General features: G+C 41.1%; 24 protein-coding genes. All 24 read left to right on the top strand.

Annotated features, from left to right (window positions below; translation table 11 throughout):
* Nucleotides 1–97: 97 nt before the first annotated feature.
* The 24 genes from spoIVA (at nucleotide 98) to NSQ36_RS10200 (ending at nucleotide 22,526) form a co-directional block, all read left to right on the top strand.
* Nucleotides 98–1,576 carry a stage IV sporulation protein A gene (gene spoIVA / locus NSQ36_RS10315; RefSeq protein ID WP_003215616.1) on the top strand — a complete coding sequence of 493 codons (1,479 nt, stop codon included), beginning with the start codon at nucleotides 98–100 and terminating at the stop codon, nucleotides 1,574–1,576.
* Nucleotides 1,577–1,950: 374 nt separating this feature from the next.
* Entirely contained in the window at nucleotides 1,951–2,229 is a 279-nt protein-coding gene (gene hbs / locus NSQ36_RS10310; RefSeq protein ID WP_003215863.1) for a non-specific DNA-binding protein Hbs, read from the top strand.
* A 190-nt stretch (nucleotides 2,230–2,419) separates the two neighbouring features.
* Complete coding sequence (folE, locus tag NSQ36_RS10305) at nucleotides 2,420–2,989, top strand: GTP cyclohydrolase I FolE (protein ID WP_003215789.1); 570 nt, start codon at nucleotides 2,420–2,422, stop codon at nucleotides 2,987–2,989.
* 28 nt (nucleotides 2,990–3,017) lie between these two features.
* Complete coding sequence (mtrB, locus tag NSQ36_RS10300) at nucleotides 3,018–3,248, top strand: trp RNA-binding attenuation protein MtrB (protein WP_003216082.1); 231 nt, start codon at nucleotides 3,018–3,020, stop codon at nucleotides 3,246–3,248.
* Nucleotides 3,249–3,362: 114 nt separating this feature from the next.
* On the top strand, nucleotides 3,363–4,130 hold the full coding sequence (locus NSQ36_RS10295) for a heptaprenyl diphosphate synthase component 1 (RefSeq protein WP_003215666.1): 768 nt from the start codon (nucleotides 3,363–3,365) through the stop codon (nucleotides 4,128–4,130).
* Nucleotides 4,131–4,133: 3 nt separating this feature from the next.
* The gene (locus NSQ36_RS10290) at nucleotides 4,134–4,838 is read left to right on the top strand and encodes a demethylmenaquinone methyltransferase (RefSeq protein ID WP_003215527.1); all 705 of its coding nucleotides are present in this window, start codon (nucleotides 4,134–4,136) and stop codon (nucleotides 4,836–4,838) included.
* Nucleotides 4,839–4,862: 24 nt separating this feature from the next.
* Entirely contained in the window at nucleotides 4,863–5,825 is a 963-nt protein-coding gene (gene hepT / locus NSQ36_RS10285; protein WP_003215649.1) for a heptaprenyl diphosphate synthase component II, read from the top strand.
* A 130-nt stretch (nucleotides 5,826–5,955) separates the two neighbouring features.
* Complete coding sequence (ndk, locus tag NSQ36_RS10280) at nucleotides 5,956–6,402, top strand: nucleoside-diphosphate kinase (protein WP_003216015.1); 447 nt, start codon at nucleotides 5,956–5,958, stop codon at nucleotides 6,400–6,402.
* 144 nt (nucleotides 6,403–6,546) lie between these two features.
* Complete coding sequence (locus NSQ36_RS10275) at nucleotides 6,547–7,326, top strand: protein-glutamate O-methyltransferase CheR (RefSeq protein ID WP_050943841.1); 780 nt, start codon at nucleotides 6,547–6,549, stop codon at nucleotides 7,324–7,326.
* 73 nt (nucleotides 7,327–7,399) lie between these two features.
* Entirely contained in the window at nucleotides 7,400–8,572 is a 1,173-nt protein-coding gene (aroC, locus tag NSQ36_RS10270; protein WP_050943842.1) for a chorismate synthase, read from the top strand.
* A complete protein-coding gene (aroB, locus tag NSQ36_RS10265; RefSeq protein WP_284907132.1) occupies nucleotides 8,572–9,663 on the top strand; it encodes a 3-dehydroquinate synthase in 1,092 nt (363 codons plus the stop codon). The genes aroC and aroB overlap by 1 nt, the downstream gene beginning before the upstream one ends.
* Nucleotides 9,660–10,043 carry a chorismate mutase gene (aroH, locus tag NSQ36_RS10260; RefSeq protein WP_339205639.1) on the top strand — a complete coding sequence of 128 codons (384 nt, stop codon included), beginning with the start codon at nucleotides 9,660–9,662 and terminating at the stop codon, nucleotides 10,041–10,043. Before aroB ends, aroH begins: the two co-directional genes overlap by 4 nt.
* A 231-nt stretch (nucleotides 10,044–10,274) precedes the next feature.
* Nucleotides 10,275–11,822 carry an anthranilate synthase component I gene (gene trpE, locus NSQ36_RS10255; RefSeq protein WP_137055037.1) on the top strand — a complete coding sequence of 516 codons (1,548 nt, stop codon included), beginning with the start codon at nucleotides 10,275–10,277 and terminating at the stop codon, nucleotides 11,820–11,822.
* Nucleotides 11,794–12,816: an anthranilate phosphoribosyltransferase gene (gene trpD, locus NSQ36_RS10250; RefSeq protein WP_003215742.1), complete on the top strand. Its 1,023-nt coding sequence runs from the start codon at nucleotides 11,794–11,796 to the stop codon at nucleotides 12,814–12,816. The genes trpE and trpD overlap by 29 nt, the downstream gene beginning before the upstream one ends.
* Nucleotides 12,809–13,561, top strand: coding sequence for an indole-3-glycerol phosphate synthase TrpC (gene trpC, locus NSQ36_RS10245; protein WP_050943846.1), 753 nt, complete (start codon nucleotides 12,809–12,811; stop codon nucleotides 13,559–13,561). Before trpD ends, trpC begins: the two co-directional genes overlap by 8 nt.
* Nucleotides 13,562–13,566: 5 nt before the next feature.
* Nucleotides 13,567–14,226 carry a phosphoribosylanthranilate isomerase gene (locus NSQ36_RS10240; RefSeq protein WP_226803634.1) on the top strand — a complete coding sequence of 220 codons (660 nt, stop codon included), beginning with the start codon at nucleotides 13,567–13,569 and terminating at the stop codon, nucleotides 14,224–14,226.
* Nucleotides 14,207–15,406 (top strand): tryptophan synthase subunit beta, encoded by a 1,200-nt coding sequence (trpB, locus tag NSQ36_RS10235; protein WP_226803633.1) that lies wholly within the window; start codon nucleotides 14,207–14,209, stop codon nucleotides 15,404–15,406. Before NSQ36_RS10240 ends, trpB begins: the two co-directional genes overlap by 20 nt.
* A complete protein-coding gene (gene trpA / locus NSQ36_RS10230) occupies nucleotides 15,403–16,206 on the top strand; it encodes a tryptophan synthase subunit alpha (protein WP_050943849.1) in 804 nt (267 codons plus the stop codon). The genes trpB and trpA overlap by 4 nt, the downstream gene beginning before the upstream one ends.
* 10 nt (nucleotides 16,207–16,216) lie before the next feature.
* Nucleotides 16,217–17,314, top strand: a complete 1,098-nt coding sequence (gene hisC, locus NSQ36_RS10225; RefSeq protein WP_003215818.1) for a histidinol-phosphate transaminase — start codon at nucleotides 16,217–16,219, stop codon at nucleotides 17,312–17,314.
* A gap of 113 nt (nucleotides 17,315–17,427) precedes the next feature.
* Nucleotides 17,428–18,543 carry a prephenate dehydrogenase gene (locus tag NSQ36_RS10220; protein WP_137055041.1) on the top strand — a complete coding sequence of 372 codons (1,116 nt, stop codon included), beginning with the start codon at nucleotides 17,428–17,430 and terminating at the stop codon, nucleotides 18,541–18,543.
* A 10-nt stretch (nucleotides 18,544–18,553) separates the two neighbouring features.
* Complete coding sequence (gene aroA, locus NSQ36_RS10215) at nucleotides 18,554–19,840, top strand: 3-phosphoshikimate 1-carboxyvinyltransferase (RefSeq protein WP_050943850.1); 1,287 nt, start codon at nucleotides 18,554–18,556, stop codon at nucleotides 19,838–19,840.
* Nucleotides 19,841–20,131: 291 nt separating this feature from the next.
* The gene (locus tag NSQ36_RS10210) at nucleotides 20,132–21,403 is read left to right on the top strand and encodes a tetratricopeptide repeat protein (protein WP_034620428.1); all 1,272 of its coding nucleotides are present in this window, start codon (nucleotides 20,132–20,134) and stop codon (nucleotides 21,401–21,403) included.
* Between the two features lie 75 nt (nucleotides 21,404–21,478).
* Complete coding sequence (locus tag NSQ36_RS10205; protein WP_003215573.1) at nucleotides 21,479–22,018, top strand: ReoY family proteolytic degradation factor; 540 nt, start codon at nucleotides 21,479–21,481, stop codon at nucleotides 22,016–22,018.
* A 61-nt stretch (nucleotides 22,019–22,079) separates the two neighbouring features.
* A complete protein-coding gene (locus NSQ36_RS10200) occupies nucleotides 22,080–22,526 on the top strand; it encodes a YpiF family protein (protein WP_050943852.1) in 447 nt (148 codons plus the stop codon).
* Nucleotides 22,527–22,537: the final 11 nt, after the last annotated feature.

Here is a 22,537-nt window from a genome sequence, read left to right as displayed (position 1 = left end):
ATACACATATATTGTCCAGACACCTTTCAAGCAAGTTTGATTGAAGAATAGAGTATTTTATTTGAAAACGAGGATAGCAAGTCCGGGAGGGGATCACTTGGAAAAAGTCGATATTTTCAAGGATATCGCTGAACGAACAGGAGGCGATATATATTTAGGAGTCGTTGGCGCTGTTCGTACAGGGAAATCTACGTTTATTAAAAAGTTTATGGAGCTCGTGGTGCTCCCGAATATCAATAATGAGGCAGATCGTGCAAGAGCACAGGATGAATTGCCGCAAAGCGCAGCAGGAAAAACCATTATGACCACTGAGCCAAAATTTGTACCGAATCAAGCGGCATCGATTCATGTGAGTGACGGTCTTGATGTCAACATCAGGCTTGTCGATTGTGTAGGATACACAGTCCCTGGTGCGCGCGGGTATGAAGATGAAAATGGTCCAAGAATGATCAACACGCCGTGGTATGAAGAGCCAATTCCGTTCCATGAAGCAGCGGAAATTGGCACACGCAAGGTCATTCAAGAGCATTCAACCATCGGTGTTGTGATTACAACGGATGGTTCTATTGGAGAAATTCCAAGACATGATTATATTGAATCTGAAGAACGTGTGATTGATGAACTCAAAGAGGTAGGAAAGCCGTTTATTATGGTGATCAACTCTGTGAGACCCTATCATCCTGAAACAGAAGCGCTGCGGCAGGAACTGAGCCAAAAATATGATATTCCAGTACTCTCCATGAGTGTAGAAAGTATGAGAGAGCAAGACGTCCTTAGTGTGCTTCGTGAAGCATTATATGAATTCCCAGTCCTAGAGGTGAATGTGAACCTGCCAAGCTGGGTCATGGTGCTGAAAGAAGATCATTGGCTGAGAGAAAGCTATCAGGACTCAGTGAAGGAAACCGTAAAGGATATTAAAAGATTAAGAGATGTTGACCGTGTTGTTGGCCAGTTCAGTGAATTTGACTTTATTGAAAGAGCGGGCTTAGCAGGGATTGAAATGGGTCAAGGGATTGCGGAGATTGACCTGTACGCCCCAGATGATCTATATGATCATATTCTAAAAGAAGTGGTTGGTGTAGAAATTAGAGGGAAAGACCATCTTCTAGAGCTCATGCAAGATTTTGCGCATGCGAAGACAGAATATGATCAAGTATCAGATGCCTTAAAAATGGTGAAGCAGACGGGATACGGAATTGCGGCCCCGGCCTTGTCAGATATGAGTTTAGATGAGCCAGAAATCATTAGGCAGGGCTCGAGATTTGGCGTAAGACTAAAGGCGGTTGCGCCATCTATTCATATGATTAAGGTAGATGTAGAAAGTGAATTTGCACCGATTATCGGAACAGAGAAACAAAGTGAAGAGCTCGTCCGCTACTTAATGCAAGACTTTGAAGATGATCCGCTTTCGATTTGGAATTCAGATATATTTGGGCGCTCACTCAGCTCCCTTGTCAGAGAAGGCATTCAAGCAAAGCTGTCACTGATGCCAGAAAATGCAAGATATAAACTGAAAGAAACACTTGAAAGAATCATCAACGAAGGATCAGGCGGTTTGATCGCGATTATTCTATAGCATGTGAGACCTCTCATTGACAGGGGTCTTTTTTTGCGTAAGGAATGAGTCATAAAAAGACAATTGTATAAAGATTAGTCAGATTCAGGCTGAAATTAGGAATATTCGTTCGTAAAAGTGCCCTTAATCCTTGACGAATAAGGATTCTTCCCTTTAAAATGCTTGATATGGTATTTCATATGTGTTAATCTACTTACAGAAAATCTTCACTTTGTTGGACAAACATTCCTTCAAAGAGTTGTTTTCTAATGAAAAGCCATGTATACCGCTTTCTAGACGCTCTTTTTTTCGAAAAAAGTGTATAGAAAGAAGATGAATTGTGAAGAAATGATAACAATCTACTGAATGCATATTTTTGGGAGGAGGTGAAAGGCATGAACAAGACAGAACTTATTAACGCGGTTGCTGAAGCAAGCGAGTTATCTAAAAAAGACGCGACAAAAGCAGTTGATTCTGTTTTTGATACAATTTTAGATGCACTTAAAAATGGTGACAAAATCCAACTTATCGGTTTTGGTAACTTTGAAGTACGTGAGCGTTCAGCTCGTAAAGGACGTAACCCACAAACTGGTGCAGAGATCGAAATCCCTGCAAGCAAAGTACCTGCTTTCAAACCAGGTAAAGCACTTAAAGACGCGGTGGCAGGTAAATAATCGTTATGTGTAATGATCCTATTGCAGGAGTTATACATATACAGTTTCACACTGGTCTAGAAAAGCCCCTTTCATAAGGGGCTTTTCCTTTTGAATCAAAAGGTTCGTTTAGAACGCTCTCCTTTGCTTTTAGGATCTGAAGTGTGCTAGAATCTGATTGAAATGTAATCGCCTTTGGAGGATATAATACATGAGTGAAATAAATAAAGAACTAATCGAACACGCAGTACGCGATATATTAAAAGCCATCGGAGAAGATCCAGATCGTGAAGGACTTCTTGATACCCCTAAACGAGTAGCAAAAATGTATGAAGAAGTGTTCTCGGGATTAAATGAAGATCCAAAAGAACATTTTAAAACCATTTTTGGTGAAGACCACGAAGAACTCGTTCTTGTAAAAGATATTGCTTTCCATTCAATGTGTGAACACCACCTTGTACCTTTTTACGGAAAAGCGCATGTCGCTTATATTCCGCGCGGCGGAAAAGTGACAGGACTTAGCAAACTTGCAAGAGCTGTAGAGGCTGTTGCCAAACGCCCGCAGCTTCAGGAACGCATCACATCAACCATTGCAGATAGTATGGTGGAAACACTCAATCCGCATGGCGTGATGATTGTCGTTGAAGCAGAGCATATGTGTATGACGATGCGCGGAGTGAAAAAGCCAGGCGCAAAAACAGTGACTTCAGCAGTACGCGGTACATTTGCAAATGATGCAGCGGCAAGAGCAGAAGTACTTTCCTTTATTAAAAACGACTAATTCAATAGATAGATGGAAGGTGAACAGATTGAGTGAAAATAAAGCATCTGATTTTGTAGTGATTAAAGCCAATGAAAATGGTGTAAATGTCATCGGCCTAACTAGAGGCTCTGATACAAGATTTCACCATTCCGAAAAGCTCGATAAAGGTGAAGTCATCATTGCACAATTTACTGAGCATACGTCAGCGATCAAAGTAAGAGGCGATGCTGTCATTCAAACAAGCTTCGGGGAAATTCAAAGCGAAGCAAAGAAATAAATACTTGAGTGCACTTGATAGCATAAAAGTGAGAGCTGATATGGTATAATAAATCTCTATACAATGTGCAGGGCTACATATGAAACTGTAATTTTTGGGACAAGGGTGATATCTTTGCAAGACATCTACGGAATTTTATCTAATCTAAATATAAAATTAAATAAAAAGCTTTCTCATCCTTATTTGGCGAAACATTTACGTGCGCCACTCATCGATGAAGATAAGCTCCTTCTTTTTCATGCAATGTTTGATGAAGCTCAAATTGATGCAGAGAAAAAAGAAAATTATATTTTAACGGCGATGCTTGTGCAAATTGCCCTTGATACCCATGACGAAGTCACAACTGCTGCAGCGATCAAACAAGACGAATTCAAAAATCGTCAGCTGACGATCCTGGCAGGAGACTATTTCAGCGGTCTCTATTATTCTCTTCTCTCTGACATGAAAGACATCTACATGATTCGCACGCTCGCAACGGCGATCAAAGAAATCAATGAACATAAAATTAGACTGTATGATCGATCCATTCAAGATGCAGCGCACTTTTACAAAAGTGTAGCAACGGTTGAGTCTGCGTTATTCCAAAGGGTTTCTGAGCATTTTCAATTAACGCATTGGAATGAGATTGCAAGTCGTTTCCTTGTTTATAAGCGTTTCATGAAACAAGCAGAAGATGACAAGCATTTAAAACTTTTTTTGAACGATAGCTATACGGACGCCTATACATGTTTTGACAACTTTGAGAATGAAGGCTATGAAAAGGCCAAACGATCCATCAAGGAGCATCTTGTTTCATCTCCGGTCGTTCAAAAAGAGCTATTAAATCGCCTGGATCATATGAAAAATGAACCTGCGTATCATCAGAAAGTGGAAGAAGGGTAAGTCATGCAGCAATCAAAAGAACAGCGAGTACACGGTGTATTTGAAAAAATTTATAAAAACTATGATCAAATGAACTCCGTCATCAGCTTTAAGCAGCATAAAAAGTGGCGCGATAAAACAATGAAACTGATGAATGTTCAAAAAGGAGCCAAAGCATTAGACGTATGCTGCGGAACAGCCGATTGGACCATTGCGCTTGCTGATGCTGTTGGAGACAAAGGCGAAGTCAAAGGCCTTGATTTTAGTAAAAATATGCTGAGTGTTGGAGAAACGAAGGTGAAGACTGGGGGCTATAATCAAATTGAATTGCTTCACGGCAATGCGATGGAGCTTCCTTTTGAGGACAACACATTTGATTATGTCACCATCGGTTTTGGCCTACGGAATGTCCCTGATTACTTAACAGTGCTAAAAGAAATGACAAGAGTCGTGAAGCCTGGTGGAATGGTTGTCTGTCTAGAGACATCACAACCTGAAATGATTGGGTTTAAACAAGGCTACTATGTCTATTTCAAATACATCATGCCGCTCTTTGGTAAACTGTTTGCCAAAAGCTATCAGGAGTATTCATGGCTTCAAGAATCAGCCAAAGCGTTCCCTGGCATGAAAGAACTGGCGGCTCTTTTCGAAGAGGCGGGTCTGTCTGATGTCTCGTATCATCCATTTACAGGCGGTGTAGCAGCAACACATATCGGAAAGAAGCTTTGAATAAACGATATTTGGGTGAAAATAATGAAACTAAAAGCAATGATCTCTTTTTTAAATCATGATATCGATATTATTGAAAAAGAGCTTGAACAAACAGTTCGCTCTGATTATGCATTATTAAGTGAAGCGGGTCTTCATTTGCTGCAAGCGGGCGGAAAACGAATCCGCCCCGTTTTTGTTCTCCTTTCAGGCATGTTTGGCGACTATGACATTAATAAAATTAAATATGTTGCCGTTGCGCTTGAGCTCATTCATATGGCATCGCTCGTTCACGATGATGTTATTGATGATGCAGAGCTGAGAAGAGGCAAGCCAACGATTAAGGCAAAATGGGACAATCGAATTGCCATGTACACAGGAGATTATATGTTTGCAAGATCTCTTGAGTATATGACAAAGATCAATCACCCAATGGCGCATGAAATTTTGTCAAAGATGGTCGTCGAGCTCTGTCTTGGTGAAATCGAGCAAGTGAAAGACAAATACAATATGGATCAAAACCTACGTACATATCTAAGAAGAATCAAACGAAAAACAGCCTTGCTCATTGCAGGCAGCTGTCAGTTAGGTGCGATAGCAGCAGGTACAGATGAGAAAACACATAAAGCCCTTTACTGGTTTGGCTACTATGTCGGTATGTCCTATCAGATCATTGATGATGTGCTTGATTTCACATCAACTGAGGAAGAGCTTGGTAAGCCTGTTGGAGGAGACCTTTTACAAGGAAATGTCACACTCCCGGTCTTATATGCACTGAAGAATCCTACACTCGAAGGACAATTAAAGCTGATTAATAGTGAAACAACGGAAACCCAGCTAAAACCTGTGATTGAACACCTCAAACAAACAGATGCGATCGACCGCTCGATTCGAGTGAGTGAAATGTATTTGAAAAAGGCATTCGAACAGCTAGACAAACTTCCTCGAGGACGAGCGAAAACGTCACTCGCTTCCATTGCCAAATATATTGGAAAACGAAAATTCTAATCAACATATTGTTGATTGGTTTTTTTGTGAAATTTTTTGTCAAAAATTGATTATTATATAAAAAAATGATACGATCACTTTGTAACAATGTAAGCCTATACATACATAAACGACGGGGTGGAGAACGTATATGGACAAAACATTTCTTATGGTCAAACCTGATGGTGTGGAAAGACAATTAATCGGTGAAATTGTGTCAAGATTCGAAAAAAAAGGGCTTCAGCTTGTTGGTGCAAAACTAATGAGCATTCCAAAAGAAGTAGCAGAAACACATTACGGAGAGCATAAAGAAAAACCATTCTTCGGGGAATTGGTTGACTTTATTACGTCAGGACCAGTATTTGCAATGGTATGGCAAGGTGAGCAGGTAGTAGATGTCACAAGACAGATTATCGGCAAAACAAACCCGAAGGAAGCGCTTCCGGGCACAATAAGAGGAGACTATGGATTGACGGTTGGAAAAAACATTATCCATGGCTCAGACTCACCAGAAAGTGCTGAAAGAGAAATCAACTTATTCTTCAAACAAGAAGAACTCACAAACTGGGATCAAACCATCTCAAGCTGGATTTATTAAAATTCAAGCCAAGGTGTTCATCAAATGAGCACCTTGGCTTTTTTATATGAATATTTCTACACGAAATTTCGCATGAGAAGATACAAATTTTCGATAAAAACAGCTATACTAGGACAAAGATAGATGAGACAGGAGAGGACTTTGATGGATCAATATCAAGTGTTTGTCGGAAAATGGAAAAAGCTAACCGGGGTGGATCTGAATTTATATAAAGAAGCACAAATGAAACGAAGATTAACGTCACTATATGATAAAAAAGGATATAGAGATTTTGAAGCGTTCGCGTCTGCCCTTGAAAAGGATAGAGCACTATTAGACGAGACGATGGATCGAATGACGATCAATGTGTCAGAATTTTACCGAAACTATCAACGCTGGGAAGTGCTTGATCAAAAAATTCTTCCGCTGCTTTTGAAAAACAGCGGGACCCTAAAAATATGGAGTGCAGCATGTTCGACAGGAGAGGAGCCGTATACACTCTCAATGCTGCTATCAAGCCATCCGCTTGTGAAGGACTTCCAAATTATTGCAACTGATATTGATGATAAAGTGCTGCAATCAGCTCAAAAAGGAAAATATCATGAACGATCACTGCAAGAGGTACCAGATCAAATCAAGCAAAAATATTTCACAAAAGAAGATTCATCATTTTACACTGTGAAGGATGAGGTGCGAAAGCACATTCAATTTAAAAAACACAACCTTTTAGCAGACCCTTATGAAAAACAGCTTGATCTTATCGTGTGCCGAAATGTCCTTATCTACTTTACAGAAGAGGCAAAAGAAGAGATTTACAGGAAAATGAGCAGCAGTTTAAAACCAAATGGCGTATTATTTGTTGGTTCAACTGAACAAATTTTTCATCCAGAAAAGTTTGGACTCACATCAGCTGATACTTTCTTTTATCAAAAGAAGGGGTTGTAGCTGACTTTTTAGTAGTAAGTGTGTTATCATAGTTTTACTTAAAAGCGTTAATGCGATGAAGGGAGATCAAGTCATGAGATACTTAACAGCAGGTGAATCACATGGTCCACAATTGACCACAATTATTGAAGGCGTTCCAGCGGGACTTTACATAGAGCAGGATGACATCAACTATGAATTGGCTAGAAGACAAAAAGGTCACGGCCGCGGCAGAAGAATGCAGATTGAAAAAGACCAAGCGAAAGTGTTAAGTGGTGTTCGTCACGGGAAAACATTAGGTTCTCCTATTGCACTTGTCGTTGAAAACAACGACTGGAAGCATTGGACAAAAGTGATGGGGGCAGAGCCAATCACAGAAGAGGAAGAGAGTGAAATGAAGCGTCAAATTTCACGCCCTAGACCAGGACATGCGGATTTAAATGGTGCGATTAAATATGGACATCGTGATATGCGAAATGTATTAGAGCGTTCATCAGCCCGTGAGACAACCGTGCGCGTAGCAGCAGGCGCAGTCGCTAAACAAATCTTGGCTCATTTAGGAATCAAGGTAGCTGGCCACGTTCTTGAAATTGGCGGAGTGAAAGCAGCTCAAACGGCATATGAATCAATTGAAGATTTGCAAAAGGTAACGGAAGAGTCACCTGTTCGCTGCTACGACAGTGAAGCAGGTCAAAAAATGATGGATGCCATTGATGAAGCGAAGAAAAACGGTGATTCAATTGGCGGAATTGTGGAAGTCATCGTTGAAGGAATGCCGGTTGGAGTCGGAAGCTATGTTCACTATGACCGCAAATTAGACAGCAAGCTTGCAGGTGCTGTTCTGAGTATCAATGCTTTTAAAGGGGTCGAATTTGGTATCGGCTTCGAGGCGGCTTCTAAAAATGGTAGTGAGGTCCATGATGAAATCATCTGGGATGAAGAAAAGGGCTATACGAGAAAAACAAATCGCTTAGGTGGTCTTGAAGGCGGAATGTCAACTGGTATGCCAATTGTCGTAAGAGGGGTCATGAAACCAATCCCAACGCTTTACAAACCGCTTCAAAGCGTTGACATTGAAACAAAAGAACCTTTCTCTGCAAGCATTGAGCGTTCTGACAGCTGTGCTGTTCCTGCCGCAAGTGTTGTCGCAGAAGCAGTCGTGGCTTGGGAAATCGCCAATGCTGTAGTGGAGCAGTTTGGCCTTGATCAAATTGACCGCATTAAAGAAAATGTTGACAAAATGCGCCAGCTTCAGAGGGAATTTTAATGAAAACACTGGAAGTTAAGACGTCTTCAGCCACTTATCCTGTATACATCGGTGATGGGATTAAACGCAATATCGTCGACTTGATGACTTCCACGGGGCATTCCTATACGAAGCTCTTAATCGTGACTGATACAGCGGTTGATGCCATTTACGGTGATGAAATGGTTCGATTACTTAAGCAGAAGTGGTCTGTGCATAAAGTGGTTGTGCCAAGCGGAGAGCAGTCGAAATCTTTTGCTGAGTTTGAGCATATTCATACGAAGGCCATTCAGTTTCAGCTGGATCGCTCCTCGTGCATCATTGCGCTTGGAGGCGGCGTAATTGGCGATTTGGCTGGCTTTGTTGCTGCTAGTTATATGAGAGGCATTGATTTTATTCAAGTTCCGACGACACTACTGGCACATGACAGTGCAGTTGGCGGGAAAACGGGGATTAACCACCCGCTCGGTAAAAATTTAATTGGTGCCTTTCATCAGCCGAAAGCCGTGATCTATGATACAAGCATGCTTGAGACACTATCTCAAACTGAAATGAGGTCAGGCTTTGCTGAGGTCATCAAACATGCCCTCATTTCAAGTGAAGACTTTTTATCAGAGCTGATGTCTATTCGTTCTTTGGCGGAATGTTCAAAGAGCGAGCTGGCACATATACTGTATCAAGGGATTAAGGTCAAAACGTCGATTGTTCAAAAAGACGAAAGAGAACAAGGCGTGCGTGCATTTTTGAATTTAGGTCATACACTTGGGCATGCCATTGAAGCAGAGTATGGATACGGCGTTATTACGCACGGAGATGCTATTGCAATCGGCATGCAGTTTGCGCTATATGTGAGCGAAAAGAAGCTGGGACTCAGTCTCAATCGTACGAAACTAAAAGAGTGGATGAAAGAACTCGGATTTCCGGTACAAGTCACTCAAGATATTTCCACGAAAACATTTGTTGACCGGATGATTGGTGATAAAAAGGCAAGAGGTGGAACCGTTCAATTTGTTTTATTAAAACAGGTTGGAGATGCTGTCTTGCAGTCTTTCACAAAAGATGATCTGCATCAATGGCTCGAAGAATGGAAACGGGAGGAGGGATGTCTATGATGTTTCGCGGGATACGTGGGGCTACAACTGTGACAGAAGATACAGAAACAGAAGTGTTAAACAAAACGAAACAGCTGCTAGAAGCGATTATTTCAAGAAATCAAGTAGATCCAGAACGTGTCGTGCAGATCTTAATTTCAGCTACACAAGATATTCACTCCGTTTTTCCGGCAAAAGCCCTTCGTCAGTTTGAAGGGTGGACGTATGTGCCTGTTACTTGTATGCAGGAGCTGGACATTCAAGGCGGTTTAGAACATTGTATTCGTGTGTTAATGACGGTCCAAACAGACACAAAGCAGGAAGATGTGCAGCATGTGTACTTGGAAGAAGCTGTGACGCTTCGCCCTGATTTACAGTTGACAAAAAACAAGGAATTATAATACGATATGAACAGCCGAAGTTTACACACAGGTGTAAACGGCATTGCAAGTTTAGAGAAGATGAGAATGAGACTAGGGTAGTTGAGATGAGTAGAGTTGAGCAGAGATACGATACGTCTATTTCATCATACTGCCTAAAAGAGCACCCCTCTTTTAGGCTTATTTCGTATACTCATACAAACCCTCTATATGTCCCCTCATTCTCCTTAATCCCATTTAAGGAGTGTGCTTATGAATTCCCAATCAAATTTGACCCGATTTTTAAGGGACAGCGAGTCCCACAAAACGATCCCGATTGTTGAAACCATTACAGTTGATACGCTCTCACCGATTCAAATTGTCGAAAAACTCAAGGCAGATATTGTGTATCTACTAGAAAGCAAAGATGAGTCTTCTAGCTGGTCGAGATATTCCTTCATCGGATTACATCCTTTTTTAACCTTACATGATGATCAAAACGAATATATTGCACGTGACGCGGCAGGGCAGGAGGTCATGAAAAAACAAGAACTGAAAGACTTATTAGACTGGATGAAAGAGCAATATCAAATCAAGACACCAGACGTTGACATCCCGTTTACAGGCGGGGCAGTTGGGTACTTAAGTTACGATCTTATTCCAAGCATTGAACCATCTGTCAGGCCGCATCTAAGCGCACCAACGACAGACAATTGTACACTATTTGTCTGCCAAACGATGATTGCCTTTGATCATGAAACGAATCATGTTCATTTTATCCAATACACCCAGCTAACCGGAAATGAAACAGAAGACGAAAAAATACGAGCTTACAAAGAAAATCAAAAGCGGCTTGAACAGATGATTCACAAGCTCCATACAAAGGTCGATATGAAAGAACTGATTTTATCAGGGAATATGAACGAATCACCGTCCTTTGAACATGTGACATCAACCTATGAAAAAACACAATTTCTAAAGGACGTAGAAAAAATCAAAGAATACATTCGAGCGGGTGATATTTTTCAAGGCGTACTCTCACAGCGCTTTGATATCCCAGTGTCAGTGAGTTCATTTGAATTATACCGTGTGCTTCGCATTGTGAATCCATCTCCATACATGTATTTTATGAAATTAAAAGACCGTGATTTAGTCGGAAGCTCACCAGAACGATTAATTCATGCCAAAAATAGGCACCTAGAAATTCATCCTATTGCAGGCACTAGAAAAAGAGGAGCAACAAAAGAAGAGGATGCCGCACTGGCAAGAGAGCTGCTAGAAGATGAGAAAGAAAAAGCAGAACATTACATGTTAGTAGATCTAGCCAGAAATGATGTTGGCCGCGTAGCAGAATACGGCAGCGTGTCCGTACCGACCTTTACAAAAGTTGTGAACTTTTCACATGTCATGCACATCATCTCCATTGTGACAGGGAAGCTAAAGCAGGATACACACCCAGTTGATGCACTCATGTCCGCATTTCCAGCAGGCACATTAACAGGGGCACCGAAAATAAGAGCGATGCAATTATTAAATGAAATGGAGCCTGAGCCAAGGGAAACGTATGGCGGCTGTATTGCCTATATTGGGTTCGACGGTAATATCGATTCTTGTATTACCATTCGTACCATGAGCGTCAAAAATCAGATCGCTTCCATACAAGCAGGCGCTGGCATTGTCGCAGATTCTGTGCCAGAAAATGAATGGGAAGAGACTTGTAACAAGGCAGGAGCGCTTCTGAGGGCCATTCAGCTTGCTGAACATATTTTCTCAGAAAAGGAGAGTGTGCAGGATGAATCAGCGACTATCAGCTCTTGTTAACGGAGGCTTCCTATCAGAAAATGAAGCACATAGACTAATGCATGATATGATGAGCGGCTCTTTAACAGATGCTGAAGTCGCTGCAAGTCTATCGATTTTAGCGCATAGAGGAGAAACCGCTGAAGAAATGACAGGCTTCGTGAGGGCCATGCGGCAAAAAGCAGAACCAGCGGAAAGATCGCTTGATGTCGTTGACACATGCGGCACAGGAGGAGATGGACTCTCCACATTTAATATATCAACTGCAGCTGCTATTGTAGCTTCCGCCGCTGGTGCTAAAATCGCAAAACACGGAAATCGTTCAGTCTCTTCAAAAAGCGGAAGTGCCGACGTGCTAGAGTGTCTTGGGATTCACATTCAATCTACTCCAGAAGAAACAAGAAGGCAAATACAAGAGAAAAACATGGGCTTTTTATTTGCACCACTGTACCATTCATCTATGAAACAAGTAGCAGCAGTCCGCAAGCAGCTTGGCTTCCGGACGGTATTTAATCTATTAGGACCGCTTTGCCACCCGATGCAAGCCAAAAAGCAAATCATCGGTGTGTATGCAAAGGAAAAGGCAAAATTAATGGCAGAAGCCCTTGCCCCATTAGAGCCAGAGCATGTCCTGTTTGTATGCGGGGAAGACGGGCTGGATGAATTAACGATTACAGCAAATTCATATGTGATTGAACTCAAAAAAGGTGCCATGACAGAATATACGCTAAACCCAGAAGACTTTGGACTGGAAAAAGGATACTTATCAGATATTCAGGTCCAATCACCGGAAGAGAGCGCGAAATTGATTCAGAATATATTGAATCATCAAACAGGAGGGGCGCCGCTTCATATTACAGCTCTGAATGCCGGGGCGGCTTTATATGTCGCGGGCAAGTCAGAAAGCCTCATGGCAGGAACATTAAAAGCATTAGAAACGATTAAAAACGGAGCAGCCAAAGAACAATTGGCTCGTTTAAAACAAAAAACGAAAGAGGAAGAGATCTATGCTTAATCAAATCATTGCACGCAAAAAAGAACATATCCAAACGTTGCAGTTACCTGTGGATGGACACTTTGAAAGACGATCATTTAAAGAAGCACTCATGAACCCTCACCGCTCGATTGGGCTGATTGCTGAGGTGAAAAAGGCTTCTCCTTCCAAAGGAATCATTCAGCCAAATTTTGATCCTCTGCAAACAGCAAAAGCCTACGAAAAATCGAATGCTGATTGCTTATCAGTCTTAACAGATGAACCATTTTTTCAAGGGAAGAACGAGTATCTTTCCTTAATTAAAGAACACGTCGCACGTCCAATTTTAAGAAAAGACTTTATCATCGATTCCATACAAATAGAAGAGTCAAGACGTATCGGTGCAGATGCCATTTTATTAATTGGGGAAGTACTTGAACCGCAACAGCTGCATGAATTCTATGCTGAAGCGAAGGAAAAAGGACTAGATATTCTTGTCGAAGTTCATGCAGCAGATACACTGGAACATATCTTAAACCTATTCACCCCCGAAATCATTGGCGTGAATAACCGAAATTTAAAGACATTTAAAACAACAGTTGAGCAAACAAAAGAGATTGCACCACTTGTTCCAAAGGATGTCTTGCTAGTAAGTGAAAGCGGTATTCAAACATTTGATGATCTGACCTTTGTCAAAAAACATGGAGCGAGTGCTGTCCTTGTAGGTGAATCATTAATGAGAGAACCCTCACAAGAAAAAGCCGTTCAGACGTTATTTGGAGAATGACCACGATGAAGCCTTTTTTAAAATATTGCGGGGCGGTCTCACTAGAAGATGTAGAATGCATTGCGCAATCTCAAGCAGATGCGATCGGATTTATTTTTGCTCCAAGTAAAAGGCAAGTCGATCCAGATCAAGTGAAACAATGGCTCACCGATTCGCAGTGCAGGAAAAAGATTACTGGTGTATTTGTAAATGAAAAAATCCAAAAAGTGTGTGACATCACAAAGCATATTCCTTTAGATATCGTGCAGCTGCATGGAGATGAAACAAGAGAGGATGCAAAAGAAATAAAACAACAAACAGGGGCGGTAGTGTGGAAAGTCTTTCATCACGATCCCGATATAAAAGAAACACTTGATCAAATGACGGCATTTGCGCCGTTTGTCGATGGTTTTCTCATTGATGCGAAAGTAAAAGGGATGAGAGGCGGTTCTGGCAAAGCTTTTACATGGGACGCGGTACCTGTATACAATCAGCAAGCAAAACGACTGAAGAAAGCATGCATCATTGCCGGCGGAATAACACCAGAAACACTGCCAGAGCTTCTTGCCTATAGCCCAAAAGCGATCGATCTTTCAAGCGGCATAGAAGAAAACGGGAAGAAAAGCAGCGCTAAGATCAAAGCGCTCGAAGAAAGGATGTTAAACGATGTACGCATATCCAAATGAGCTTGGCAGATATGGAGAATTCGGAGGGAAATTTGTTCCCGAGACGCTCATGCAGCCACTCAAAGAAATCGAACAAGCATTTAACGAATTAAAAGAAGACCCAGCCTTTAAGCAAGAATATCTTTCTCTACTGCAAAACTATTCAGGCAGACCGACTGCGCTGACATATGCTGATCAATTATCTGCATACCTCGGCGGCGCAAAAATCTATTTAAAAAGAGAAGATTTAAACCATACAGGTGCTCATAAGATCAACAATGCACTTGGTCAGGCACTGCTTGCAAAAAAAATGGGGAAATCAAACATCATCGCAGAAACAGGCGCTGGACAGCACGGAGTAGCAGCTGCAACGGTGGCCGCCAAGTTTGGATTATCGTGCACGGTATTTATGGGAAAAGAGGATGTGGAGAGACAATCTCTCAATGTATTCCGAATGAAGCTCCTTGGCGCTGAAGTCATACCTGTCACAAGCGGAAACGGCACATTAAAAGATGCAACGAACGAAGCGATTCGTTACTGGGTCCAGCACTGTAGTGATCATTTCTATATGATCGGTTCAGTTGTAGGACCTCATCCCTATCCCAAAATCGTCAGTGAGTTCCAGCGGATGATTGGTGATGAAGCAAAAGAGCAGATGCTGAAAAAAGAAGGCAGGCTCCCTCATAAAGTCATTGCTTGTGTCGGCGGCGGAAGTAATGCTATTGGAATGTACCGAGCGTTTTTGGATGATGAGATTGATTTGATTGGTGTAGAAGCGGCTGGAAAAGGAATCGATACGCCGCTTCATGCAGCAACCATTACGAAGGGGACAAAAGGGGTCATTCATGGATCTTTGACCTATTTAATCCAAGACGAATTTGGCCAGATTATTGAGCCCTATTCCATTTCAGCTGGTCTAGATTATCCCGGGATCGGACCAGAGCACGCATATTTACATGCGAGCGGACGCGTTCAATATGTGAGTGCTACAGATCAAGAAGCACTGGATGCACTAAAGCTGCTGACAGAAAAGGAAGGAATCCTGCCAGCGATTGAATCAGCACACGCTTTAGCCAAGGCGTTTGAGATGAGCAGGACAATGAGTGAAGATGAAATCATCCTTGTCTGCCTATCAGGAAGAGGAGATAAGGATGTGCATACATTAATGAATGTGCTTGAAAGTGAGGGCAAAACCAAATGATCACATTTCGATTAGAGCAAGACGAGAAATTATTCATCCCATTTATTACAGCAGGGGATCCGTCAGAAGAAATCACGATCGATTTAGCTGTGTCCCTTCAAGCAGCCGGTGCACATGCGATTGAGCTAGGTGTTCCTTATTCCGATCCGCTAGCAGACGGTCCTGTCATTCAAAGAGCCTCCAAAAGAGCTCTAAATCATGGCATGAATATCGTAAAAGCGATAGAATTAGCAGGGAAGATGAAAAAAAACGGTGTAAAAATTCCTGTAATTCTATTTACGTATTATAATCCTGTGTTACAATTAGACACAGAATACTTTTTCGCTTTACTGCGCAAAAATCATATTTCGGGACTCTTAACACCCGACTTGCCTTTTGAAGAAAGCAGTGAGCTGCAAAAGAACTGTCAAACATATGACATTTCATATATTTCGCTCGTTGCACCAACCAGTAAGGAACGATTAGTAAATATAGTAGAGCAGGCAGAAGGTTTTGTGTATTGTGTTTCATCTCTTGGTGTAACAGGTGTCAGACAAACCTTTGACGAATCGATTACTGATTTTATTCAACAAGTGAAACAGCTGAGTCACATACCGGTTGCGGTCGGTTTTGGTATCTCAACAAGAGAGCAGGTAGACGCAATGAATAAACTGAGTGACGGCGTCGTTGTAGGCAGTGCACTTGTAAAAAAAATTGAAGAACTTCAGGATCAATTGTTAGCAAGTGATACTCGTCAAGACGCTTTAAGAGAGTTTGAAACCTATGCAAAAACATTTAGTCCCCTCTATTCATTCAAATGAGGTGAAACTTTTGCAAATCAAAGATCAATTAAAACAACTAAAACCGTATCAACCTGGGAAACCAATTGAAGAGGTCAAAAAAGAATATCAATTAGACAAAATTGTGAAATTGGCTTCAAATGAAAACCCTTTTGGATGTTCCGCTCATGCAAGAGAGGCGATACAAGCTGAGCTTGAACATTTAGCGATCTATCCAGATGGATACAGCGCAAGTTTAAGAACAGAGCTCGCTGAGTTTCTTCAAGTAAATGAAAAACAATTAATATTCGGGAATGGCTCAGATGAACTTGTGCAAATTATTGCTAGGGCATTCCTTGACCAACATACAAATACCGTCATCCCAGCTCCGTCTTTTCCGCAATATCGTCACAATGCGATCATTGAGCGGGCAGAGATTCGAGAGGTGCCGCTTTTAGACGGAGGAGCTCACGATCTGAAGGGCATGCTGGATGCGATTGATGAGAACACGAAGGTCGTCTGGGTATGCAACCCGAATAACCCGACGGGAAATCATTTGTCAGAATCTGAGCTTGTGGCGTTTTTAGATCAAGTACCAGCTCATGTGCTTGTAGTACTAGATGAAGCATATGTCGAATACGTTCGTGCGGAAGACTTTCCGAACAGCTTATCTTTATTACACAACTATCAAAATGTTATCGTACTCCGTACGTTTTCTAAAGCGTATGGACTGGCCGCGCTTCGAGTAGGCTATGGCATTGCATCAGAAGAGTTGATTACTGCGATTGAACCAGCGAGAGAGCCGTTTAATACGAGTCGTATCGCTCAGGCAGCAGCTCGTGCAGCGATAAAAGATCAGGACTTCATTCAATCATGCAGACAAAAAAATGAAGCAGGTCTCAAGCAATATCAAGAATTTGCTGACCGTTTTGGACTATTTATTTATCCGTCTCAAACAAACTTCGTGCTGATTGATTTTAAAAGAGATGCAGATGAATTATTCAATGCATTATTGAAAAAAGGCTACATTGTTCGTTCTGGTAAAGCACTTGGTTTTCCAACGTCTTTACGTATTACGGTCGGAACAATGGAGCAAAATGCAGAAATTCTAAGTACACTTGCTGATTTAATGCAAGGCATTCGAGCGTAGCATAACCATAAAGTCATATCCTTTTACAGGATATGGCTTTCATTGTACCAACCTCATACATATAAGCTGTTGAAATGGCTTTTTTAATTTTCGCGAAAAAACAGGTGATGAACATGAATGATGCAAATGAAACAATATTAATCGCTGGACTTGGTTTAATTGGAGGTTCCATCGCACTGTCGATTAAAAAAGAGTATCCTCATAAAAAAATTGTTGGATACGATGTGTCCAAAGAACAAATGGTTGCAGCAACAAAGCTGGGTATCATTGATTTAGCAGCTGATTCATTTGCGGCAGGTTTGGCTGAATCTGCGACTATTATTTTGGCAACACCAGTTCAGCAAACAGTTAATATGCTTCGTGATATTGCAAACTCTGGAATTGAGAGAGAGCTCACAATTACCGATGTTGGCAGCACAAAGCAAAAGGTTGTCCATTTTGCTGAAAAAACGCTTCCTAAGCACTATCAATTTATTGGTGGACATCCAATGGCAGGCTCTCACAAGTCAGGTGTTATAGCAGCGAAAGACTTTTTATTTGAAAATGCGTTCTACATTTTAACGCCGGCAAAGGAAACAAACCGCGAGGCTGTTGATCGTTTGAAGGACTTGTTAAAAGGTACAAATGCTCATTTTATTGAGATGACCCCAGAAGAACATGATGGTGTAACAAGTGTGATTAGTCATTTCCCTCATATTGTTGCAGCCAGCCTTGTGCATCAAGCACATCATTTTGAAGAACAATTCCCACTTGTCAAACGGTTTGCTGCTGGAGGCTTTCGTGACATTACACGTATTGCGTCAAGCAACCCTGCAATGTGGCGAGATATCCTTCTGCACAACAAAAACAAGATTTTAGACCGGTTCCATGAATGGAAAAAAGAGATCGATCGCATTGAGACCTTTGTACAGCAAGAAGACGCTGAAGGCTTGTTCTCTTATTTTCAAGAGGCAAAGGAATATCGTGATGGACTTCCTCTGAGGAAAAAAGGTGCCATTCCTGCTTTTTATGACCTTTATGTGGATGTTCCAGATCACCCTGGAGTCATTTCGGAGATTACAGGACATTTAGCAAATGAGAGCATCAGTATTACGAATATCCGTATTATTGAAACGCGGGAAGACATTAATGGGATTTTACGCATTAGTTTTCAAACAGAAGACGACCGTAAACGTGCAGAGATCTGTATAAAAAATAGAGCGAATTACGATACATTTTATGCTGACTGAGGTGACAAATATGAAAATTCATAAACATGCTCCTATGAATGGAGTCATTCATATTCCAGGTGATAAATCCATTTCTCATAGATCAGTGATGTTTGGTGCAATTGCTGATGGGACGACAGTGGTGAAAAACTTTCTCCCTGGAGCCGATTGTTTAAGTACGATTGATTGTTTTAGAAAAATGGGCGTTGAAATTGAACAAAAAGGGACAGATGTTGTGATCCGTGGGAAGGGACTGAAAGAGCTCAAGGAGCCGTCTGACGTCCTCGATGTCGGGAATTCTGGTACAACCATTCGATTAATGATGGGAATATTAGCTGGTTGTGAGTTTCACAGTACACTGATCGGTGATGAGAGTATTGCTAAAAGACCAATGCAGCGAGTAACAGGTCCACTTAAACAACTAGGAGCGAAAATAGATGGCAGAGCAAACGGCGAGTATACGCCGCTTTCTATTCGTGGCGGCCATTTAAAAGGTGTCTCATATGAGTCTCCGGTGGCAAGCGCCCAAATTAAGTCCGCTGTCCTTTTAGCAGGTCTTCAAGCAGAAGGAACAACAACATTAACTGAACCGCATAAATCAAGAGATCATACAGAAAGAATGCTCTCTATGTTTGGTGTGAAACTAGACGAAGATGAACAAAGTGTTTCTATTGAAGGTGGTCAAACATTAAAAGCAACAGATATATTTGTTCCTGGAGACATCTCCTCAGCTGCATTTTTCCTTGTTGCTGGATCTATTGTTCCTAACAGCCAAATTGTTTTAAAAAATGTCGGGCTAAACAAAACAAGAACGGGTATTATTGATGTTCTGAAACAAATGGGTGCGAATCTCGAGATCAATGAAGTAGATGCAAAAGGCGGAGAGCCATATGGAGATTTAACGATCTCTACCTCTTCATTAAAAGGCATCGAAATTTCTGGTGATATGATTTCAAGACTTATCGACGAGATTCCAATTATAGCGCTTCTAGCGACACAAGCAGAGGGAACAACGATCATTAAAGATGCTGCTGAGTTAAAAGTAAAAGAGACCAATCGAATTGATACAGTCGTGTCAGAACTTAAAAAACTCGGTGCTGATATTGAAGCAACAGATGATGGTATGAAGATTCATGGTAAAACCACACTTCAAGGCGGCGCAGCCGTGTCAAGCTACGGAGATCACCGAATCGGTATGATGCTGGGGATTGCTGCTTGCATCACAAAGCAAGCGGTTGAGATTGAAGATACAGATGCTGTACGCGTCTCATACCCGAATTTCTTTGAACACATTGAATACTTAACCAAAACAGTCTGAGGATGTCCTCAGGCTTTTTCTTTCCTTATGCATATTTGTAAGGAATATAGCATAGCTTGTCTCAAGATGAAACCTGGAAAAAAATCATTTTATCTGATCAAAAAATGAATTTCAGGTGTTTTCAGTTTACAAAACTTCCGTTTCGTAAAGGATGAAATGAAAACCAGTCTTTAAAACACAAAAATGGGTTCATTTTAAAAGTGCAACATATTTGCTGGATGAGTACCTGTCGATTATGATATGAAGTAACAATAGTTTAGGTTTTTGGAAAACAGAAAGGAACGGTTTGATTTGAATAGTTCATTACAAGAAGCCATAAAATTAGTTGAGGCGGGTGAGACTGAAAAAGGACTTCAAACACTTGCTCAGGCAGAAAAGCATTTGCATGATGAAGAAAAGGCGCAGGCAGCTCAGTTATATTATGATTGGGGAGATATCGATAAAGCGAGAAATCTCATCAGTGATTTACATGATTTATATCCAGAGGAAACGGGGTTAACATGTTTTTATGCAGAACTGCTGATTGACTCTGATGAAGAAGAAAAGGCGATTTCGGTATTAGAGACGATTCCTGAAGATGATGATGCCTATCCAGAGAGCCTACTGTTAATGGCAGATTTGTATCAAATGCAAGGACTATTTGAAGTCAGTGAACAAAAGCTCTTAAAAGCAAAAGAGCTGCTTCCAAATGAAGCCATTATTGATTTTGCGTTAGGTGAATTGTATTTTTCGCAAGGTCTTTCAAAGAAAGCGGCCGACTATTTCTACAAGGTCGCAGATCAACAACATGAGGTTGGCGGCGTCAATGTTTATCAGAGGCTCGCTGAATCACTCAGCACAGCTGGAGAATTCGAAGATGCGCTTGAATGGTACGAAAAGGCAGTGAAAGATCAAACAGATCCGAATACACTTTTTGGCTACGGATTTACAGCGATGAGGGCTGGACGAACGAAAACAGCCATTCAGCAGCTTTCAGAACTAAAAGATATTGATCCATCTTATTCGTCTCTATATATGCCTTTAGCGAAAAGTTATGAGGAAGAAGGACTATATCACGAGGCTTTAGAGGTAGTAAAAGAGGGTATTAAAATTGATGAGTATAACAAAGAGTTATATTTATATGGTGCAAAGATTGACTTGAAAAATGGGGATTCAGAAGATGCGAAAAAGCTGCTTCAAGAAGCACTTGCTCTTGATCCGGGATATATTGAAGCGGTCCAAACATTGCTCGCGATCTATTTAAATGAAGAGCTTTTTGATGAAATTCTGGATGTCATAAAAGAGGTTAAAAGCTTTGGGGAAGATGATCCAAAATGGAATTGGTATGCTGCATCTGCATCTGTTGGACGAGAAGAATACAAAGAAGCAGCTGAGTACTTCAAGCTGGCTCTGCCTGATTTTGATGAGGAACGTGACTTTTTATATGAATACGCATCGTTCCTTTTAGAAGAAGGCAGACAAAAAGAAGCATTGCCGCTATTACGCAAAGTTCTTCAGAAAGATGGCACGAATGAAGAAATCGAAGAAACGATTTTAAGAATTGAAGACGAAATTTCCTTATAGTTTGCAGGAATGAAGAACTGGTTTGTTGAATAATTCATGTATAGCAATTTAATTTACGATAGAGGAGGGAATAACATGCAGACCCCTGTTTCTGTCAATGAAAAGAAGGAATTCATCCGGTGGTTTTTAAACCATTATCAGTTAAAGCGAAGAGAGTGCGTTTGGATATTAAATTATTTAATGAGTCACGACTCTTTGATGGAAAAGGTTCATTTTGTAGAGCAAGCAGAATTTTGCCCAAGGGGAATCATTATGTCAACACACTGTGTGGATGAAGTTCCCTTTAGATTTTATAAAGAGAATATCATGACGACAGATGCTGAAAAGTCATTTCATGATATTCGTTTGAATAAACAGCAAGATTTGTTTATTCAATTGAATTTCCGTTCTGCTTATCGTTCGCCGGAATATGCAGCTGTGCTTGAAACAAATCCTCATATTCCAAAGGATCTTTATGAGAATGAAAAAGATAAGGATCTTGCGGAGAAAGTGCTTGAACACTCAATCGCAACTTTCCAAAAAGAACGGCTTATGAAAGAGATAGATGAAGCACTTGACCGTCATGATCAAGAAACATTTAATAAGTTAGCAAGAGAATTAAGCCTATTGTCATAAACTGAACGAATAAGCCTTGCCCTATCCAGGCAGGGCTTATGTCATGAAAGAGGGGAAATTGATGAAGTTTCAAGCGGAGGATGCAGATCGCTTTTTGCAATCTAGAGATTACATTGATACCGCTATCATTCCATTAGTTGGAATAGATGTGAATCAAATCAAACAAACCGTATCTTTAGGGGAGTTTACCATTCTTGTAACAGAGGAACTTGAAAGACAGCTGAAAGGGCGGGTCTTTCTTTTTCCACCACATACATATGTAGAAGCCAATGACCGAAAACTAGAAGACATCTTCACGATGAAGCAGTCGCTAGAAGATCATTTTCAGCATGTTGTGTTGATCTCATCTGATCACCAATGGAAAGAGCATGCGGTGGTTAGTGAATCACTATTTTTGTTAAAGCCGGTTCCGCTCGAGCATTTAAAGGTAGAATTAAAGCAAAAAATTGTTCAAGACAGTGTAGAACAAATTTTGAACTTTTTGTTACAAAAGTGGAACCCTTCATAAAAACCCTTACA

It is taken from the genome of Bacillus sp. FSL W8-1143 (assembly GCF_037965155.1).
GTDB classification, from domain to species: domain Bacteria; phylum Bacillota; class Bacilli; order Bacillales; family Bacillaceae; genus Bacillus; species Bacillus pumilus.
This window is presented reverse-complemented; position numbering and strand designations above follow the sequence as displayed.

Bases quoted from the DNA above. Each gene is read 5' to 3' on its own strand.
- aroH (WP_339205639.1), top strand. From the start codon at position 9,660: ATGATGTTTCGCGGGATACGTGGGGCTACAACTGTGACAGAAGATACA.
- NSQ36_RS10205 (WP_003215573.1), top strand. From the start codon at position 21,479: ATGCAGACCCCTGTTTCTGTCAATGAAAAGAAGGAATTCATCCGGTGG.
- trpB (WP_226803633.1), top strand. From the start codon at position 14,207: ATGTACGCATATCCAAATGAGCTTGGCAGATATGGAGAATTCGGAGGG.
- hepT (WP_003215649.1), top strand. From the start codon at position 4,863: ATGAAACTAAAAGCAATGATCTCTTTTTTAAATCATGATATCGATATT.
- aroB (WP_284907132.1), top strand. From the start codon at position 8,572: ATGAAAACACTGGAAGTTAAGACGTCTTCAGCCACTTATCCTGTATAC.
- NSQ36_RS10200 (WP_050943852.1), top strand. From the start codon at position 22,080: ATGAAGTTTCAAGCGGAGGATGCAGATCGCTTTTTGCAATCTAGAGAT.
- NSQ36_RS10240 (WP_226803634.1), top strand. From the start codon at position 13,567: ATGAAGCCTTTTTTAAAATATTGCGGGGCGGTCTCACTAGAAGATGTA.
- trpD (WP_003215742.1), top strand. From the start codon at position 11,794: ATGAATCAGCGACTATCAGCTCTTGTTAACGGAGGCTTCCTATCAGAA.
- aroC (WP_050943842.1), top strand. From the start codon at position 7,400: ATGAGATACTTAACAGCAGGTGAATCACATGGTCCACAATTGACCACA.
- ndk (WP_003216015.1), top strand. From the start codon at position 5,956: ATGGACAAAACATTTCTTATGGTCAAACCTGATGGTGTGGAAAGACAA.
- trpC (WP_050943846.1), top strand. From the start codon at position 12,809: ATGCTTAATCAAATCATTGCACGCAAAAAAGAACATATCCAAACGTTG.
- trpA (WP_050943849.1), top strand. From the start codon at position 15,403: ATGATCACATTTCGATTAGAGCAAGACGAGAAATTATTCATCCCATTT.
- folE (WP_003215789.1), top strand. From the start codon at position 2,420: ATGAGTGAAATAAATAAAGAACTAATCGAACACGCAGTACGCGATATA.
- NSQ36_RS10290 (WP_003215527.1), top strand. From the start codon at position 4,134: ATGCAGCAATCAAAAGAACAGCGAGTACACGGTGTATTTGAAAAAATT.
- NSQ36_RS10275 (WP_050943841.1), top strand. From the start codon at position 6,547: ATGGATCAATATCAAGTGTTTGTCGGAAAATGGAAAAAGCTAACCGGG.
- hbs (WP_003215863.1), top strand. From the start codon at position 1,951: ATGAACAAGACAGAACTTATTAACGCGGTTGCTGAAGCAAGCGAGTTA.
- aroA (WP_050943850.1), top strand. From the start codon at position 18,554: ATGAAAATTCATAAACATGCTCCTATGAATGGAGTCATTCATATTCCA.
- NSQ36_RS10220 (WP_137055041.1), top strand. From the start codon at position 17,428: ATGAATGATGCAAATGAAACAATATTAATCGCTGGACTTGGTTTAATT.
- trpE (WP_137055037.1), top strand. From the start codon at position 10,275: ATGAATTCCCAATCAAATTTGACCCGATTTTTAAGGGACAGCGAGTCC.